Source organism: Thiemannella venezuelensis (assembly GCF_014203605.1).
Taxonomy (GTDB): Bacteria; Actinomycetota; Actinomycetes; order Streptosporangiales; family Streptosporangiaceae; genus Planomonospora_A; species Planomonospora_A venezuelensis.
Window position 1 is genome coordinate 109,995 of record NZ_JACHJJ010000018.1, and the last position, 17,372, is coordinate 127,366.

At 71.1% G+C, this 17,372-nt stretch carries 17 protein-coding genes; 6 read left to right on the top strand and 11 right to left on the bottom strand.

Translation table 11 applies throughout. The features are described from left to right. Positions 1-25: 25 nt before the first annotated feature. A complete protein-coding gene (locus FHS22_RS24460; protein WP_221474061.1) occupies positions 26-1,084 on the top strand; it encodes an ABC transporter ATP-binding protein in 1,059 nt (352 codons plus the stop codon). Continuing rightward, the gene (locus FHS22_RS24465) at positions 1,081-2,049 is read left to right on the top strand and encodes an ABC transporter ATP-binding protein (protein WP_184945220.1); all 969 of its coding nucleotides are present in this window, start codon (positions 1,081-1,083) and stop codon (positions 2,047-2,049) included. The genes FHS22_RS24460 and FHS22_RS24465 overlap by 4 nt, the downstream gene beginning before the upstream one ends. 82 nt (positions 2,050-2,131) lie before the next feature. On the opposite strand, the gene FHS22_RS24470 is transcribed toward FHS22_RS24465, so the two are convergent. From FHS22_RS24470 to FHS22_RS24480, 3 genes are all read right to left on the bottom strand, one after another. Then, complete coding sequence (locus tag FHS22_RS24470) at positions 2,132-3,430, bottom strand: DUF2252 domain-containing protein (RefSeq protein WP_184945222.1); 1,299 nt, start codon at positions 3,428-3,430, stop codon at positions 2,132-2,134. 161 nt (positions 3,431-3,591) lie between these two features. After that, positions 3,592-4,797 carry an FAD-dependent monooxygenase gene (locus tag FHS22_RS24475; protein WP_184945224.1) on the bottom strand — a complete coding sequence of 402 codons (1,206 nt, stop codon included), beginning with the start codon at positions 4,795-4,797 and terminating at the stop codon, positions 3,592-3,594. Between the two features lie 135 nt (positions 4,798-4,932). After that, on the bottom strand, positions 4,933-5,553 hold the full coding sequence (locus FHS22_RS24480; protein ID WP_184945226.1) for a pentapeptide repeat-containing protein: 621 nt from the start codon (positions 5,551-5,553) through the stop codon (positions 4,933-4,935). 258 nt (positions 5,554-5,811) lie between these two features. Between FHS22_RS24480 and FHS22_RS24485 the strand changes: the two genes are divergently transcribed. Further along, the gene (locus tag FHS22_RS24485) at positions 5,812-6,390 is read left to right on the top strand and encodes a hypothetical protein (protein ID WP_221474041.1); all 579 of its coding nucleotides are present in this window, start codon (positions 5,812-5,814) and stop codon (positions 6,388-6,390) included. Between the two features lie 39 nt (positions 6,391-6,429). Here the strand turns inward: FHS22_RS24485 and FHS22_RS24490 are convergent, their stop codons facing one another. Next, positions 6,430-6,993 (bottom strand): ArsR/SmtB family transcription factor, encoded by a 564-nt coding sequence (locus tag FHS22_RS24490; protein ID WP_184945230.1) that lies wholly within the window; start codon positions 6,991-6,993, stop codon positions 6,430-6,432. Between the two features lie 78 nt (positions 6,994-7,071). Between FHS22_RS24490 and FHS22_RS24495 the strand changes: the two genes are divergently transcribed. Beyond that, positions 7,072-8,553 carry an alpha/beta hydrolase family protein gene (locus FHS22_RS24495; protein WP_184945232.1) on the top strand — a complete coding sequence of 494 codons (1,482 nt, stop codon included), beginning with the start codon at positions 7,072-7,074 and terminating at the stop codon, positions 8,551-8,553. A gap of 7 nt (positions 8,554-8,560) precedes the next feature. Here FHS22_RS24495 and FHS22_RS24500 read toward each other — a convergent pair whose 3' ends face one another. The 7 genes from FHS22_RS24500 to FHS22_RS24530 form a co-directional block, all read right to left on the bottom strand. After that, the gene (locus FHS22_RS24500) at positions 8,561-9,343 is read right to left on the bottom strand and encodes a methylenetetrahydrofolate reductase (RefSeq protein ID WP_184945234.1); all 783 of its coding nucleotides are present in this window, start codon (positions 9,341-9,343) and stop codon (positions 8,561-8,563) included. Between the two features lie 80 nt (positions 9,344-9,423). Then, positions 9,424-10,017 carry a dihydrofolate reductase family protein gene (locus tag FHS22_RS24505; RefSeq protein WP_184945236.1) on the bottom strand — a complete coding sequence of 198 codons (594 nt, stop codon included), beginning with the start codon at positions 10,015-10,017 and terminating at the stop codon, positions 9,424-9,426. A gap of 143 nt (positions 10,018-10,160) precedes the next feature. After that, complete coding sequence (locus FHS22_RS24510) at positions 10,161-11,921, bottom strand: ABC-three component system protein (protein ID WP_184945345.1); 1,761 nt, start codon at positions 11,919-11,921, stop codon at positions 10,161-10,163. After that, complete coding sequence (locus FHS22_RS24515; protein ID WP_184945238.1) at positions 11,911-12,171, bottom strand: ABC-three component system middle component 6; 261 nt, start codon at positions 12,169-12,171, stop codon at positions 11,911-11,913. The genes FHS22_RS24510 and FHS22_RS24515 overlap by 11 nt, the downstream gene beginning before the upstream one ends. Further along, positions 12,168-13,106: an ABC-three component system protein gene (locus FHS22_RS24520; RefSeq protein WP_338047918.1), complete on the bottom strand. Its 939-nt coding sequence runs from the start codon at positions 13,104-13,106 to the stop codon at positions 12,168-12,170. Before FHS22_RS24520 ends, FHS22_RS24515 begins: the two co-directional genes overlap by 4 nt. 560 nt (positions 13,107-13,666) lie before the next feature. Next, a complete protein-coding gene (locus FHS22_RS24525) occupies positions 13,667-14,815 on the bottom strand; it encodes an acyl-CoA dehydrogenase family protein (RefSeq protein WP_184945240.1) in 1,149 nt (382 codons plus the stop codon). A gap of 46 nt (positions 14,816-14,861) precedes the next feature. Next, positions 14,862-15,518: a flavin reductase family protein gene (locus FHS22_RS24530; RefSeq protein WP_260408232.1), complete on the bottom strand. Its 657-nt coding sequence runs from the start codon at positions 15,516-15,518 to the stop codon at positions 14,862-14,864. A gap of 253 nt (positions 15,519-15,771) precedes the next feature. Between FHS22_RS24530 and FHS22_RS24535 the strand changes: the two genes are divergently transcribed. Continuing rightward, positions 15,772-16,914 (top strand): thiolase C-terminal domain-containing protein, encoded by a 1,143-nt coding sequence (locus FHS22_RS24535; protein WP_184945241.1) that lies wholly within the window; start codon positions 15,772-15,774, stop codon positions 16,912-16,914. 4 nt (positions 16,915-16,918) lie between these two features. Further along, positions 16,919-17,320: a Zn-ribbon domain-containing OB-fold protein gene (locus FHS22_RS24540; protein ID WP_338047919.1), complete on the top strand. Its 402-nt coding sequence runs from the start codon at positions 16,919-16,921 to the stop codon at positions 17,318-17,320. Positions 17,321-17,372 lie beyond the last annotated feature (52 nt).

Consider the following 17,372-nt stretch of genomic DNA (forward strand, 5'->3'; position numbering starts at 1 on the left):
GGCGCGGCCGGAGGCCCCGGGACGGCTGCTGGAGCTGCGTGACGTGGCGGTCACCTACCGGAGCACCGCCGGGGACGTGCCCGCCGTGCGCGGGGTCTCGCTGGAGCTGGCCGAGGGCGAGGCCCTCGGGATCGCGGGGGAGTCCGGCTCGGGCAAGTCGACGCTGGCCATGGCGGTGCTCCGGCTGCTGCCCAGGTCGGCCCGGGTGGGCGGGGAGATCCTGCTCGGCGGTGAGGACGTGCTCACCATGACGTGGGGGCGGCTGCGCGCGGTGCGGTGGGCGTCGGCCTCGGTGGTGTTCCAGGGCGCCCAGCACGCGCTCAACCCGGTGCGCCGGGTCGGCGCGCAGATCGCCGAGCCGCTGCTGGTGCACGGCCTGGCGGACCCGGCCGGGGCCCGCACCCGGGTGGCCGAGCTGCTGGAGCAGGTCGGCCTGCCCGCCTGGCGGGCCCGGAGCCATCCGCACGAGCTCTCCGGCGGGCAGCGGCAGCGGGTGATGATCGCCATGGCGCTGGCCTGCTCGCCCCGTCTGATCATCGCCGACGAGCCGACGACGGCCCTGGACGTGATGATCCAGGCCCAGGTGCTCGCACTCATCCGCTCGCTCATCGCGGACCGGGGCATCGGCCTGGTCATGATCTCGCACGACCTGTCGGTGCTGGCGGCGACGTGCGACCGGCTGGCGGTGATGTACGCCGGGCGGGTGGTCGAGACGGGACCGTCGCGCGAGGTCTTCACCGGCGCCCGGCACCCGTACGGCCGCGCGCTGGCGGGGGCGTTCCCCACGGTCGGCGACCGCGCCTCCCGGCTGGCGCCCCGCGGGCTGGGCGGCGACCCGCCCGACCCCGCGCGGCTGCCGGGAGGCTGCTCCTTCCACCCGCGCTGCCCGGAGGCCCTGCCGTCCTGCTCGTGGCGGGAGGTCGAGCTCTGGCCCGCCGGAGGCGGCTCCGCGCGCACCTCCGGGGGGCCCGCGGTCGCGCACACCGCCGCGTGCGTGCACGTCCTGCCGGACCCGGAGGCGATGCCGGGGCCGGGCGGAGGGGCCGCGGACCCGGTCGCGCGGCCGGCGAAGGAGAGCGCATGAGCCTGCTCGAAGCCAGGGACCTGCACGTGGAGTTCGCCTCGCGCGGGCGGCGGGCCAGGGCCGTGGACGGCGTCGACCTCACCGTCGGCGAAGGCGAGATCGTCGCGCTGGTGGGCGAGTCCGGCTGCGGCAAGACCACGCTGGCGCGCACCCTGCTCGGCCTGGAACGGCCCGCCTCGGGCACCGTCCGGTACGGCGGGGCGCCCCTGGCCTACTCCACCCGGGCGCTCAAGGCCTACCGCCGCGAGGTCCAGCTCGTGCCGCAGGACCCGACCGGATCCCTCAACCCGCGGCACACCGTCTACGAGGCGGTGGCCGAGGGGCCGCGCATCCACGGTCTGCCCGGCGAGCGGGAGCGGGTGGCCTCGGCGCTGTCGCGGGCCGGGCTCCGCCCGCCGGAGCGCTTCTTCCCGCTGTACCCGCACGAGCTCTCCGGAGGGCAGCGGCAGCGCGTGGTCATCGCCGGGGCGCTCGCCCTGGACCCCGGTGTCCTGGTCGCCGACGAGCCCGTCGCCTCCCTGGACGCCTCCGTCCGCGGCGAGATCCTCGCCCTGCTGCTGCGCCTCCGCGCCGAGCTGGGCCTGTCCGCGCTGGTCGTCACCCACGACCTCGGCCTGGCCTGGAACATCGCCGACCGCGTCGCGGTGATGTACCTCGGCAGGATCGTCGAGTCGGGGCCGGTCGAGCAGGTGCTGAGCGCGCCCTCCCACCCCTACACCCAGGCGCTGCTCTCGGTGCTCCCGGAGTCGCCGGCGCCCGTCGTGCTGGGCGGCGAGCCTCCGGACCCGACCCGCATCCCCGGGGGCTGCCGCTTCCACCCCCGCTGCCAGGTCCTGGCCGGCGGGCTGGCGGCCGGGGCCGGGGTCGACGGGCGGTGCCGCTCCCAGCCGCCGGCCATCCTGCCCGCCGCGGCGGGCTCCCGGGTCGCCTGCCACTTCGCCGAGGCGAGCCGGGCCCCGGCCTGAGCCCGCCCGGCCGGCGAAGGCCGGCCGGGCGCCCCGGGGCCGGATTCCTGGAGGGGGATCCGGCCCCGGACCCGGTGCGGGCTCAGAGGCCGGGCAGGCGGCCGTTGCGGAACAGGTCGACGAAGAGCTGGTGGTCGGCCCTGGCCTGGGCGCCGTAGACGTGGGCGAAGCCGACGAGCATGCTCGTGAAGCCCTCCTCGTCGCCGCCGATCACCCTGACGATCGCGTCCTCGGTGGAGAAGTCGACCAGGTCGTGGCTGGACTCGTCGTCGGCCACCGAGTGCATGCGGGCCACCGCCGTACCCAGGTCGCGGATCACGCAGGCGAGGTCCTCGCGCTCGTTGACGTCGCTCCAGTCGAGGTCGGCGGAGTACGGCGAGATCTCGGCGACGAGCTGGCCGGCGCCGTTCAGCGCGGTGTAGCCCAGCCACGGGTCGGCGTAGGCCTGCAGGGCGCGCTGGGACTCGGCGGTGCGGTGGCCCTGGTGCCTGAAGTAGCCGTGCACCTTCTCGTCGGTGATGTGCCGGGCGACCGCCGGGACCTGGGCCTGCTTCATGTAGAGGATGACGTCGTTCTCCAGCGCCTCGGTGTGCCCCTCCAGCAGCAGGTTGTAGGAGGGCAGCCCGGCCGAGCCGATGCCGACGCCCTTGCGCAGCGCGACGTCCTTGATCCGGTGCTCGACCTCGGAGACCGACGGGAGCGTGGTCAGGTAGTCCTGGAAGGCCGCCTCGACCGCCTGCCGCGTCTCCTCGTCGACCGGGTACCGGCCCTCCATGACGGCGAAGCGCCTGTCGTAGTTCTCGACCGTGGTCTCCAGGTCGAGAAGGGCGACCCGGGTGTTGAGCCGGGCCCGCTGGAGCACCTGGTGGAGCACGCCGCTGGTGGTCTTCAGGGTCAGCGAGCCGATCGCGTCGTCGCCGCCGTGCGCGATGCCGTTCAGCTCGGCGAGGTAGGCGCGGGCGAACTCGGCGACCAGCTCCGAGATCACCTCGTCCGAGAGCGCCTTGGCGTAGCCGATCAGCGCGACGCTGGCCGCGAACCGCTTCAGGTCCCAGGCGTAGGGGCCGACGTAGGCCTCGTCGAAGTCGTTGACGTTGAAGACCAGGACGCCGGAGGCGTTCATGTAGGTGCCGAAGTTCTCGGCGTGCAGGTCGCCGTGGATCCACACCCGGCGGGTCTGCTCGTCCAGGAACGCCTCGTCGGCGAACGCGCCCGTCATGTCCGCGTAGAACAGGCTGGCGCTGCCCCGGTAGAAGGCGAAGGGGGAGGCGGCCATCTTGCGGAACTTGCGCCGGAAGGCGGGCGGGTCGAGCTTCATGGAGTCGCCGAACTCGGTGACGAGGACGTCGAGGATGTGGGCCGAGCGCCTGTCGGTGGTCATGGTGCGCACCGTAAACCCGGGAATATATGTTCCGCCAGATGCCGGAGGCTGATTTTGGAACGCGTTAACGACATGTCGGGGATCCGGGGAATCGGCGGTTGCCCGGCCGGTCGCCGGGGGCACGGACCGCGGGCCGGCCGTGCCCGTGCCGCCGGCGCCGGTCAGCGCAGCGAGCCGCTCGTGCTGCGCGCGCTCCCGTACTCCTTGAGCGTGATCGAGTTCGCCGCCTTGGTGGTCATCCGGTTGAGCAGGACCGACAGGATGCGGGAGGAGAGCACCTTGTAGGCCCGGTTCCGGCTCCGGATCTTCTTCTCGGTCGGCGGCGCGATGAACGGGCCCATGCCTGCCGCGACCTTCTGGCACGCCTTCGCGTAGCCGCGGATGGCCTCCTCGTAGCGGGGGAAGGCCACGCGGTGGTCGCCGCCGGCGTCCGCCAGTTCCCCGGCCAGCACGTAGGAGGAGATCATGGCCATGCCGGCGCCCATGCCGCCGCAGGTGGCGCCGTACCCGGCGTCCCCGAGCAGGGCCACGCGCCCGGCGGTGCAGCGGTCCATGCGGACCAGGCTGATGGAGTCGAAGTAGAAGTCGTCCGCCTTCCGCATGCCGTCCAGCAACTGCGCGGTCCGCCAGCCCATCCCCTCGCAGACGGCGGCCACGAGCTCCTTCTGCCGGGCGGTGTCGCGGTGGTCGTAGTCGAGCGGCTCCGGGGTGGTGAAGACGAACCCCGCGTCGGTACGGCCGTGCACCCCGCCCACCGAGGCGCTCCTTCCCGGCTCGTTGTAGAGCAGCGTGCCCGGCCCGGTGCCGGGGTCCCCGTCCATGGTGAAGATCGCGACGTAGTAGCCGGACGGGTGGACGAACTCCCCCTCGGGGCCGAAGGCGAGTCTGCGCACGTTGGAGTGCAGGCCGTCGGCGCCGATCACCAGGTCGAAGGTCCGGCGGGCGCCGCTGTCGAAGACGACGTCCACCCCTCCGGCGGTCTCGGTCATGGAGGCGATGGAGTCGCCGAAGACGTACTCGGCGTCGTCCCGGGTCCGCTCGTAGAGCAGACGGCTCAGGTCGCCGCGGAGGATCTCCACCTCGCCGCCGGTGAACTCCGGCGGCAGGCTCGCCAGCGGCGTGCCGGCGCCGTCGACGACGGTCAGCGGGCCCGGGGCGGTCCGCAGCCGGCGGATGTCCTCCAGCACGCCCATGCGCCGGAGCATGCCCATGTGCGCCGCTCCCCGGAAGTCGACCGCCTGGCCGCCCTCGCGCAGCGCCGGGGCCCGCTCGACCACCGTGACGGCGAAGCCGTACCGGTGCAGCCAGTGCGCGAGTGCGGGCCCGGCGATGCTCGCGCCGGAGATGAGGATGCTCTTGTTCTGCATGGCGGGCTCCCTGCCGTGTGGTCGTCGTGACCGAAGCATCGGCGGGAGCGCTGACCGGGCCCTTACCGATCGCTGACGGGAACCTGCGCCGCCGCTCCCGGGCCGGGGCGCGGCCCCCGAGCGGCCCGCGGGCGCCTATGCGGACCGCACCACCAGGCCCATCGCGGTGGCGATCGTGACGGCCTGGGGGACGTCGATCACCGCGTTCTTCAGCGTGACGTTGAGCGGGTCCACCGCGGTCAGGTCGCTGCCGCGCAGGTCGCAGCCCGTCAGGTCGGCGCTGTGCAGCCACGCGCCGGACAGGTCGAGGCGCTGGAGCGTGGCGCCCTCGAACCGGGCCCCGGTGAGGTCGGCCTCGCGCATCCGCACGTCGCCGAAGGAGGCGCCGCGCAGACCGGCGCCGGGCAGGCCGGTGAACGACCAGTCGCCGCCGGAGACCTTCAGCAGGTCGAAGGTGCAGCCGTCGAACATGCTGCCGATGAGCTTGCAGTCGGTGAAGGTGGCGTCGAAGAACGTGCAGCGGGTGAAGGTGCAGTTCAGGAAGGCGCTCTCGGTGTGCGTGGAGGCGTTGAACCGGACGTTGCGGAAGGTGCACTCGGTGAAGACCGCGCCGCGGCTCGTCGCCTCGGTCATGTCCACGTCGACGAAGGCGACCCGCTCGTAGGACCGGTCGGCGAGGTCCTCGCTGTCCCAGTCCTCGCCGCTGATCGTACTGTGGGTCTCGGGTGCGGGCACGCCGTACTTGCGCTCAGCCATGTGCGGCATCCTGCCACCCGGCGCCGACATTCCCGCTCCGGGCTCCGCCGCTCCGCGACGGGATACGCAGTGCGGTCCTGTCCGCTGACGGATGTCGGCATTAATGCTGTTATGCCCTCGATTTTGACGTTTTCCGGTGTTAACATCGCCGATCGGCGCTGAAGGGGCATCAGACGGCCGGAGATGTCCTGGATTCTCATACAACATTCCGGTTTAGTGCTTTTGAGATTTTTGCGGGGGTTTGATATGCAGCAACGCTTGACCGGAATGCTGATCGGCGCGGTTTTCGGGACGGTCTTCGTGGTCGTCAACGCGAACAGCCCGCTGGACGCGACGGCCGGAGCGATCCTGCGGGGGGCCGCCGTCCTGGGGCTCGCCGGCGTCGTCGTCATGTGGTTCCTCGCCGTCAGGCGGATCAAGACCGGCGCCGTGCGGGCCGCCGGGCCGGACACGACCGGGCCGGGCGCGGCGGGACGCTTCTTCGGTCTGCGCTACGCGTTCATCGTCGCCGCCGAGGCCGTCCTGCTCTTCGGCGGGATCGCGGTGCTCCGCGTCTGGGAGCGGCCCGAGCAGACCAACGTCGCCTGGATCGCGTTCGTCGTCGGCGTGCACTTCGTCGCCCTGGCGCCGGTCTGGGGACAGCGCAGCATCCTCGTAGTCGGCGTGGTCCTCGCCCTGCTCGGCACGGCCGGGCTCATCATGGCGGCGACCTCCGCCGTCGCCTGGGTGCCCTTCGTCAGCGGCGTGCTGTCCGGAGCGGTGCTCCTCGCCGGATCGCTCACCTTCGCCCGGCAGGAGCTCGCCGCCCCGGCCGCGCAGGACCGGACCGCTTCCTGACGGCGGCCTCCGCCGGGACCCCGCCCGTGGGGGAGGGTCTCATCCTCCGTCGGCGGGGACGGTGAAGAGCCGGACGTGCAGCGGCCGCGCGCCGGCGGGCGCGTCCTCCGCCCGGCGCGCGTATCTCTTCAGCAGCGCCATGTACGCCTCGTAGAACTCCTCGAACTCCTCCCCGGTCAGCCGGACCGTGGAGCGCGACATCCTGATCCAGCCGGGGTCGCGCAGGTAGGCCTCGGGGAGGCGCTCGAACAGCTCGCGGTCCTCCTCGAAGCGGACCCGGTGGAACGCGGCGAGCGCGGGGCGGTCCTCCGGGGCGAGCCGGTCGGGAGCGGGAAGCCGGAGGTCCCGGGTCCCCTCGACCCGGCGCCACCAGCGCTCCCGGCCCGCCGAGCGCTCCGGGACCTCCTCGACGAACCCGTACTTCTCCAGCTGGCGCAGGTGGTAGCTGGTCGTGCCGGTCTTGGCGCCGAGCAGCTCGCCCAGGGTCGTCGAGGTCGCGGGGCCGTGCAGGCTGAGATGGCGCAGCATGAGCCGCCGCATGGGGTGGGTCAGCGCCTTGAGCCTGGCCGGGTCGTCGAGGGTGAACGGCTCCTCATCCTTCATGAGGAGGAGTCTAGTTCCACAGAAGGATATCTGCAGACATCTGTTTGCCGAGAACTCTCTGCAGACTACATTCGGCATATGAGACGAACCCTCCCGGCGGCGACCGCCGCCCTCTGCCTCCTCCTCGCCGCTCCGGCGGCCGCGGCCACCGCCTCTCCGCCCGCCGCGCCGCCGTCCGGCACGCGGTCGTCCCCTGCGGCCCCCTCCGCCGCGTCCCCGCCCGCCGTGCCGGCCGACCTGACCGCCACCGAGGTGAGCTTCCGCGGAGACGGAGGGCGGACCATGCACGGAACGGTGCTGGCCCCCGCGGCCCCGGCGCCCGCGCGTCCGGGTCTCGTCCTGGTGCACGGCGCCGGCGACGCCACCCCGCGGACGAAGCTGATGGGCGAGGCCGTCGCGTTCGCCCGCGAAGGCGTCGCCGTACTCGTCTACGACAAGCGGTCCGAGGGGTACTCGCGCTTCCGGCGCTCCTACGCGCAGCTCGCCGGCGACGCACTCGGTGCCGTGGCCGCGCTGCGCGCCCGGCCGGGTGTCGACCCGGCGAAGGTCGGCCTCTGGGGGCTCAGCGAGGGAGGCTGGGTGGCCCCGCTGGCCGCGTCCCGGTCGAGGGACGTCGCCTTCGTCGTGATCGTGGGCGCCAACGGGATGACCCCGCTGCGGCAGCAGGCCTGGGCCGTGACGTCAGGACTGCGCAGGGCCGGGGTGTCGGGCTCGGTGGTCGACCGGACCGAGCCCACCCTCTACCGGGCGATCGCCGACGGCGGCCTGTTCCCCGAGCCCCACCACGACCCCGGGCCGGTCCTCGCCGGGGTGGACCAGCCGGTGCTCGCCGTCTGGGGCACCCACGACCTGCTGACCCCGCCGCGGGAGAACCCGCCGCTGATCGCCGGAGCGCTGGAGAAGGGCGGCAACCGGAACTACACCTTCCGGTTCTTCCCCGGCGCCGACCACGCCGCCCACCAGACCCCCGACGGAGGCGTCACCCGGCTGCCCGGGCTCACCCCCGGCTACGCCGAGCTGGTCGGTTCCTGGATCGGGGAGGTCACGGCGGGCAGGCCGCCCACCGCGCAGGTGTCGGGGCCCGAGCCCGTGCAAATCGCGCAGAGCACGCCGGTGGACCCGCCGGCCTGGTGGGAGTCGGCGCCGGTGCAGGTCGCCGCACTGGCGCTGTTCCTGGTCGCGTTCACCGCCTACCCGGTGACCGCGCTGGTGCGGCGCCTGCGCGGCCGCTCACGGGCTCCGGTGTCCAGGGCCGCCGGGCTGCTCAGCGCGGGCGGGCTCACGGTGGTGCTCGGCGGCTTCTCCTACCTGTTCCACCTGACGCTGACCAGCGTCAAGCTGGCCGCCCCCGGCCCCCTGCTGGCGGGGCGCCCGCTGCCCTGGCTGGCGCTCCAGCTCCTCGCGGCGGCCTGCGTGATCGCGACGGCCCGCACCGCGCTGGCCTGGCGGCGCGCCCCCGGCCCCACTCCGCGCGGCGAGAGGGTACGGCTCGGCCTCCTGCTCACCGGCGGGGCGGTCTTCCTCCCGTGGGCCGTCTACTGGGGCCTGCTCCTGCCGTGACGGCCGATCAGTGGAGCAGGTCCTCCAGCCGGGCCGCGACCTCGCGGTAGCGGGTCACCGGGACGAGGTGGACCCCGTCGAAGGCCCCGGACTCCCTGATCCTCAGCACCTGCTCGCAGACGGCCTCGACCCCGGCGCTCCGGTCGGCGGACACCCGCCGCACCAGCTCCTCGGGGATGTCGATGTCCGGGATCGCCGCGGCCAGGCGGCGGGCGTGGTTCTCACTGGCGATGACCATCACCCCGGCGTAGACCGGCACGTCCACCGGGTTGGCCTCCCGCCACCGCAGCAGCGCCTCCAGGGAGAAGCCGACCTGGAGGAACATGAAGTCCGCCTCCCGCTTCCACGCGGGCAGCGGGCGCAGCCCGGCCGCCGTCCCGGCGCGGAAGGGCCGGACCCCGGCGAACGCGGGATCCTGCGAGGCGGCGCGGACTTCCTCGATCATCGAGCGGACGTTCAGCTCGCTTGTCCGCCCGCCCGCCGTGGGCTTGTCGCCGTAGACGAACAGGAACTGGTCGACCCCGTACGCGGCCGCGGTGAGCAGGTCCCGGCGGAACCCCAGCAGGTTGCGGTCGCGGGAGTTGAGGCAGGCGATGCTCCGCCCGCCCATGGCCTCGACCTCGTGGGCGACCGCGACGCTGGAGACCGTGGCGCGGCCGATGTGGTTGTCGGGGATCAGGAAGGCGTCGGCGACCTTGCCGAGCGTGCCGATCTGGTGCCGGACGTGTTTCAGGTCGGGCCGGGTCGGCGGCTCGACCTCGCAGATGACCTCGAACCGGTGGCTGCTCATGGGATCAACCTAGGGAAACCGCCGGAGATCGGCCAGCCGGACCCACCTGCTGAGACGGAGAGGCGGCGGTCCGGGGAGACTCACCGGACGCGGTAGCGGAGGTGGGTGACGCCGGTGCCCTCGACGACTGAGACCGGTCCCTCCAGCACGACCGGGGCGTTTCCCAGCTGCTCGAAGAAGGGGGTCCCGCCGCCGAGCAGGACGGGGACGAGCTCGATCCAGATCTCGTCGAGCAGGCCCGCGTCCAGGCACTGCCGGGCGATGGTGCCGCCGTTGACCCCGACCGCCCGGTCGCCGGCGATGGCCTTGGCCCGCTCGACCGCGCTCTCGATGCCGTCGGTGACGAAGGTGAAGGGCGCGTCCTCGCGCGGCCAGCCCTCCGGCACATTGTGGGTGACCACGACCACGGGCCGGTCCATCGGGTGGGTGCCGCCCCAGCCGCCGGTCTGGTCGAACAGCTTGCGCCCGACGACCAGCGCCCCGGTGTCCTCGAAGAGGCTGCGGACGTGCTCGGCGCTCACCGCGGAGGGGTGGAACGTCATCTCCGGGTTCGCGGTCTGCACGGCCGTGTCGCCGTTGCCGTACCACGCGAACAGATGCTCGAACCCCGTCTCTCCCGGTCCGGAGATGAAGCCGTCCAGCGACATGCTCGCCGCGGTGTACACCTTGCTCATCAAGCTGCTCCTGTGATTTCGGCGCCTGCCCGGCAGGCTCTCCCGCATGGTCGCTTTTCGGTGCTGGTGAGTACGTCGTGCGGAGAAGGCGTAGAACCCGAACCGGGTACGGCCTCCGCCGGATTCGAGACGGCCTGCGGCTGCTAAAACCTGAAACCGAACAGGCCGCCATCTGGTTGATCGTTCAGGTGGGGCTCGATGATGTAAGGATCCGCGTCGAATCCCATCGAGACTGCCTTGTTCAGGTCGTCTGAGTTCATGGTGGCGATGTACTGCATCTGCTCTTCCTCTGCGACCTCGGCCGCCAGCCGAAGGGCACGTGCCACCTGGCGTTCGTCCACGCCGTCATAGAGGTGACTGTCGTGGACGAGGAAGTCGGGACCTCGACCGGCGCGGTGGGCGATGACGGCAGCGGTCAGGTCGAAGCAGAAGATCACCATGTTGTGGATTCCTCTGCTCCCATCGTCTTCGATCCGAGGCTCGATCTGCATCCGCTGCTTGCCCGGGTTGAAGGTCAGGTAGGGGTTCTTGCCGTCTCCGTACAGTTGCCTGGCGTATTTATTGAAAAGACTGCTGGCCTCGTAGGTGATGGCGTCCCGTTCTTCGAGGTCGGTCACCATCTCCTGTTCGAGTTCAAGGCGTTTCGACTCGATCTCCCGTCGGCTTGCCTCGAGCGCCTGCGCGGCCTGGAACCGGTGACGGAGAGACTCGAGATGAGCCTGCTCACGAGCTAGGGCGTATTGCAGGGAGTTGAGCGCGTCGAGTGCGCCACCCGAGTTCAGCGTGCGAAGGAGGGCCGCCTGGCGTTCGCCGAGTTGCTCGCGAGTCCGGGCGCGTTCCTCCAAGAGCCGCCGGAGCCGGAATATCTCCTCGTGTAGCTGCTTCTCGCGGTTGCGGACGACCGTCTCATGGAAGGCGCGCACATCGTCAAATCGGCGGCGCACTTCATGGCCGAGGACCAGGTTCAGCTGCTTGTAAGCCGACTCCAGATAGCGATCGTCTGGTTCGGTGACCTCCTCAACGGCCTGTTCCATGTCCTGAAGGTTGCGCCGGTCGATGGTGTCGGCAGACCGCAGAGCCCGGATCCGCTGGTCGAGTTCGTCGGCTTCTCGGCGGATGTTCTCGTATTCGGGGACGACCTGGAAGCCGGCGATCTGGCGTTCAAGCTCACTGACCCGCTGCTCTACGGCACCGATCTCACCTCGGAGGTCGGCGGAGCGACCGACGATTTTCCCCCAGACGGGATCTTTGGCGGCTTCGACGAGCTTCTTTCTCGTGGCTTCCTGATTGGATAGGAGGCGGTACTGAGCGGCCAGGCCGACATCCAGTCCGAAGAGATGGCACAGGTTGACCATCGCATCGTGTGGAGACTGCTGAGCAAACGTTTTGGTGGGATCGAGGAAGCCGCCAGAGTTGGTGCGGCGAATCGCGAAGGACAACAGTGTCCGTCCGCTGACCTCCGATCCGGCTCCGATGACTCCGTAGAGGTCTCGCTCGATCGCCCACTGCCAGTCTTTCAGGGGCACTTCAGCGACATGCTCGAACAAGGCCTTGGTCGTTGTCTGGGTGATATCCGGATCGAGCCTGACGTTGCTGGGCCGGGCAGGTTGTCGCCGCACCACTAGAGGCTCCGCCCAGTTGTGTTGGTCCGACCCCGGCCTGGGCCAGTCCAGCTCCAACTTGAAGACGTGCCAGCGAAGTGCTTTGTGCGCCCAGATCGCCCTGGTCTCATTACGAGCACCCAGCAGGAAATGCAGCAGCTCGACCATGCTCGACTTGCCGGCGCCGTTTCGGCTGTCCGTGTCAGCGGAGGTGTCCGTGCGTTCGGTGACCAGAATGTTCAGCCCTGGCCCGAAACGGATCGTCCGGAACCTGTCGTCGTCGGAAGTGAGTCTACGCAGCATCGTCACGAGCCCGGAAGATCAGCACATCTTGGTCGATATCGACCAAGTCCATGGCGTAGAGGAGGTCGAGTGCGAGAGCGAACCACCAGAACGTCAGCGGTGCGCGATGGTTGTTCTTCTCCCTCCACCTCAGCAGGCGGCGCCATGCCTGGGTGACGGTCACCGGTTGCCGTTCCGTGGCCAGCACGATCTGTGCCCCCACTGCGAGCAGGGCGCGCTGAGGGGCGACTCCCTTCGTCGGCACGATCACGTGGCCACTCCCATCTCGGTCTCGGGAACCCAGCCCACGGGCGGCACTTTGAAGATCTCACACTCGCCGAAGAAGTACATCAGGACAACGAGCGCGTTCAGCTCCATGGGTGATCGTTGCGAGGCATTGCCGAGAATGTGCCGTTCAAGGTGCCAGAGGATGTCGTCGGAGTCGTCGCACGTCTCGGCGATCATCTCATAGTGTGCGCGGAAGCCCTCCGCGACCTCGTCCCGTTCGTTGGGGTCGTATCGGCCGCGGTAGTACTCCTCGACGTGGTTGACGTACGGCAGAGCGAGTGTCATGCGATGTCGGACGTCCCATGAGAACCCGTTGTAGTCCATCTTCGTCAGCGGTGGTCTGGGGACGGCCGGTAGCGCCTGCAGAGGGCGGCGGTGTACGGCGAGGTGGTCAAGGAGCGGAATCAGATCGTCGAGCACGACGCCGACGGCCACCGGTTCGGCGGGGAACGGGCCCAGGAAGTCCTCGACCTGCCATCTCTCCATCCGGCAGAACTCGGTATAGAAGTGGCGCCGCCCGAAGTTCTCGAAAGACAGTTCGGGATGATCGTTGCGGGCGGTCGCGATCAGCGATGCCACCTCGGGGTGAATGCCCCTGCGGTCGTTGTGCACAAAGACAAAGGTGTTGAACTCGTCCTTGCGCTTTTTGATTGCTTTGGTCAGGTCATCCCGGAACTTCGCTGCAATGCTGGTGGAAACAGCTGTCTGGGGTGCATAGCAGGCGTACAGCTTCTTGCTGCTTAGGAGTAGTCCATCGGCTCCCTGGTCGCCGAGGCGCCCAGCGGTCCGGACATCGAGGAAATTCGGGTCTCGAGCACACATGACTCCGTGGAAGAAATCCTCGAACCCTTCACCGTGGAGCTCGTCGAGCTTGGCGTTGAGCATGAACCGGATCGACGAACGCTCCCAGAGCTCCACACGCCCCTCCGAAGGTACTGCCCGGTATGCCCACGCGTTTTTGGAATTCATGGGCCTGAAGGAGAGTAGTCCACCTGGGTCGGGAATGTAAGACGGTTTCGATCGGTGAGGGAGAGAAGTGGAATCTTCCTGTCCTGGATGCCCGATAAGCGGTGTAGACTGCGGGAATCGCTGCTGAGTGGATGCCCTCCAGCGTGGTGACCACGCTGTCGGCGTCGGATTCGGGAAAAATGTCCTCCAATCCTCCGGGCGTGAGCGAGTCGAACGGCGACCGGTAAAGGCGGATGACATCCATCGTGTCGTTCCCGGTGAGGAAGTCCACCGGCAACCGGAGAAAATCGAGCTGGTGGGCGATCGGCACCTTATCGGCCTGGAAGCGGTCGAACGCCGCCGGTGCGGCCTCGCGGTCGAGGGGTCGGCGCGGGTCGATCCCTCTCTTCGTGCTGCCGAGCTCCCCTTCTGGAGGGTAGGCCGGCTGTCGGCGGCCCCGGTCTGCGGCGGGCTGTCGGGCGTGAAACGCGGCGCGTCCGACGCCTGGGGGCGGACCCGGCGCGGGGTGCTCAGCCTCTGGGGAGGCCGAGGGTGCGTTCGGCGATGATGTTGCGCTGGATCTCGCTGGAACCCGCGTAGATGGTGTCGGCCCGGCTGAACAGGTAGAGCCGCTGCAGGTCGTTCAGGTCGTACGGCGGGCCGTCGGCGACCAGCCCGGCCCTGCCCTGGACGGCCTGCGCCAGCTCGCCCAGCCTCCGGTGCCACTCCGACCAGTAGAGCTTGGCGATCGAGACCTCCGGGCCCGGCTCCCCGGCGGACAGGGAGGTCATCGTGCGCAGCGCGTTCAGACGCATGATCCGCAACTCCAGCCAGGACCGGACCAGCCGGTCGCGGATGATCGGGTCCTCGGCCGCGCCGGTGCGTTTCGCGACCGCCACCACCTGCTCGAACTCCCGCTGGAAGCCGATCTGCTGGCCGAGCGTGGAGGCGCCGCGCTCGTAGCCGAGGGTGGCCATCGCCACCCGCCAGCCCTCACCGGGCGCACCCAGGATGTTGGCGGCGGCCGTGCGGGCGCCGTCGAAGAAGACCTCGTTGAACTCGCTGGTCCCGGTGAGCTGGACGATGGGCCGGACCTCGACGCCGGGCCGGTCCATCGGGACCAGCAGGTACGACAGGCCCCTGTGGCGCTGCGAGCCGGGTTCGGTGCGGGCCAGGACGAAGCACCAGTCGGCGACGTGGGCCAGCGAGGTCCACACCTTCTGGCCGGTGATCACCCACTCGCCGTCCTCCAGCCGGGCCCGGGTCTGCACGCCGGCCAGGTCGGAGCCGGCCTCCGGCTCGGAGTAGCCCTGGCACCACAGCTCCTCGCCGCGCTGGATCGGCGGGAGGAAGCGCCGCTTCTGCTCCTCGGTGCCGAACTCGAGGATGGTCGGGCCGATGAGGCCCTCGCCGATGTGCCCGACCCTGGCCGGGGCGGCGGCCCGGGCGTACTCCTCGTGGAAGACGACCTGGTCGGCCAGGGAGGCGTCCCGCCCGCCGTACTCCTTGGGCCAGCCCAGGCAGGTCCACCCGGCCGCGCCGAGCAGCCGCTCCCAGGCCAGGCGCACCTCGTGGCCCTCGTGCTCGCGGCCGGGTCCGCCCAGCCCGCGGGCGTGGGCGAACCCGCCGCTCAGGTGCTCCTCCAGCCAGGCGCGGACCTCGTCGCGGAAGGCCGTCATCGAATACCTCCGGCGTGGGGATCCCCGGCTCCGGTCACGGGGGCGGTCAAGCGTGGAACCGGCCGTAGCCGCCGCGGAAGAACAGCAGCGGGCCGCTGTCACCGCAGGTGTCGAGCTGGTGGACGCGGGCGACGACGATGACGTGGTCGCCGGCCGGGTACTCCGCCTCGACGGAGCAGTCGATCCAGGCCAGCGCGTCGCCGATCACCGGGTTGCCGCTGGGGGACTCGGTCCAGTCCAGGCCGGCGAACTTGTCGCCGCCTTTGCTCGCGAGTGCCGCGCAGACCGGCTGCTGGTGCTCGGCCAGCACGTTGACCGTGCAGGTCTTGGCGGCGCGCACGCGGGGCCAGCTCGTGCTGGTGTGCGCCACGCAGAACGCCACGAGCGGCGGGTCGAGCGAGACCGAGGTGAAGGAGTTGGCGGCCAGGCCGCACGGCTCACCGGTGTCGGGGTCGATCGCGGTGATGGCCACGACGCCTGTGGCGAAGTGGCCGAGCACGGACCGGAACCGCTTGCCGTCCACGGGCAGGGGGCGGCCGCCGGGCTGCTCGCCCGGCCCGCCGGACCGATCGCCGGATCCGTCGGACTGGCCCGGGAGAAGGCCGTTGCGCATGGCGGCTCCGTTGGCGGTGATCCCGTGCCCGTGCGGGTGGGCGCGGGGGTGGCCGTCCTGCTCCAGCAGCCGCGTCGTGTGGGTGCTCATGGTCGGACTCGCCTCCTTGATCGCGCCCGATCGGCCCCGAGGGGATGGCGGCGGCGGGCCTGCCGGCCCGCCGTCGCTCCTATATTACCAAGCGCTTGCTTGGATGGTAGGGGAGTGCCGGAAAAAGTCCCGCACCCGCCCGGGCCGCCGATCCGGCGGGACGCCTCGGGGTGCGGCGGCCCGCCGTTGACACCCGGGAGCGGCCCGGCCTAGCCTCTGGCCAAGCGCTTGCTTGGAAAAGGAGGGATCGCGCGTGGCGGGATTCCGGGACCGTACGGCCGTCGCCGGCGTCGGGTATACGCGCTTCTCCAAGAACTCCGGGGTGAGCACGCTGACCCTGGCCTGCGAGGCGATCCTGGCCGCCCTGGAGGACGCCGGCCTGACCGCCGGCGACGTGGACGGCCTGGCCACCCACCGGGTCGGCGACTCCGCGGCCCCCTCCCTGGTCGGCCCGGCGCTCGGCGTCCACCGGCCCTCCTGGCACCTGGACCAGTTCGGCGGCGGCAGCGTCTCGCACGCCGTGATCGGGCAGGCCGCGCTCGCGGTCGCGGCCGGGGTCGCCGAGACGGTCGTCTGCTACCGGGCGATCAACGCGCGCTCTGAGTTCCGGATGGGCGGGACCGGCCGCGCCCTGCCGGTCAGCCCCGAGGTGCAGTACCAGGCGCCGTACGGGTACGTCGCGCCGCCGCAGCAGTTCGCCATGGTCGCCCGCACTCACATGCTGAAATATGGCACAAAAGAAGAACATTTCGGGCAGGTCGCCGTACGGCAGCGCGCGAGTGCGGCGAAGAACCCCCGCGCGCTGATGCGCGACCCGATCACCCTCGACGACTACCTCGCCAGCCGCTGGATCGCCGAGCCGTTCCGGCTCCTCGACTGCTGCCTGGAGACCGACGGCGCCTGCGCCCTGGTGATCACCACCGCCGAGCGGGCCCGCGACCTGCGCCGCCCGCCGGTGCTGATCTCCGCGGCGGCCTGGGGCGGCGGCGACTCGTTCCTGTCCGGCGGGCCGCCCGACCCCACGGTGACCGCCGCCGCCGAGCTGGCCCCCCGGCTCTACCGGCAGGCGGGCGTCGGGCCCGCCGAGATCGACGTGGCCCAGCTCTACGACTGCTTCACCTACTCGGTGGTCGTGCAACTGGAGGACTACGGCTTCTGCGCCAAGGGCGAGGGCGGGCCGTACGCCGCCTCCGGCGAGGGGATCCCGGTCAACACGCACGGCGGGTTCCTCTCCGAGGGGTACGTGCACGGTATCAACCACGTCGCCGAGGCCGTCTCCCAGCTCCGCGGCGAGGCGGGCGACCGGCAGGTGGACGGCGCCGAGGTCGCCCTGTCCACCGCCCAGCCCGGCTACATCCTGCCCGCCACCTCGGCGCTGATCCTCAGGAAGGGGTGAGCCGGTGTCCGCGGAGGCGATCCGCCCGGTGACCGACCGGGACTCGGCGCAGTGGTGGGAGCGGGTCCGCGCGGGGGAGCTCGCCGTCCAGCGGTGCGACTCCTGCGGGACGCTGCGCTTCCCGGCCCGCGCCTACTGCCACCGCTGCCGCACTGCGGAGTGGAGCTGGCGGCCGGTCGAGCCCGCCGGGCGGGTCGAGAGCTGGATCGTCAGCCACCAGCCGTTCCTGCCCGGCGTGCGGGAGCCGTACGTGGTGGTGATGGTACGGCTGGCCGAGGCGCCCGAGTGCGTGATGTACGGCAACTGGCGCGGGGCGGAGCCGCCGTGGGCCGGGCAGCGCGTCGAGGCGGTCCTCACCGCCGTGGACGACGGGCTCACCCTGGTCGACTGGGGCCCGGCGGGCTGAGCACGCGGTCCCCGGGCCGGAGCGCCGTGAACGGCGGCCGGCTCACCGGTCC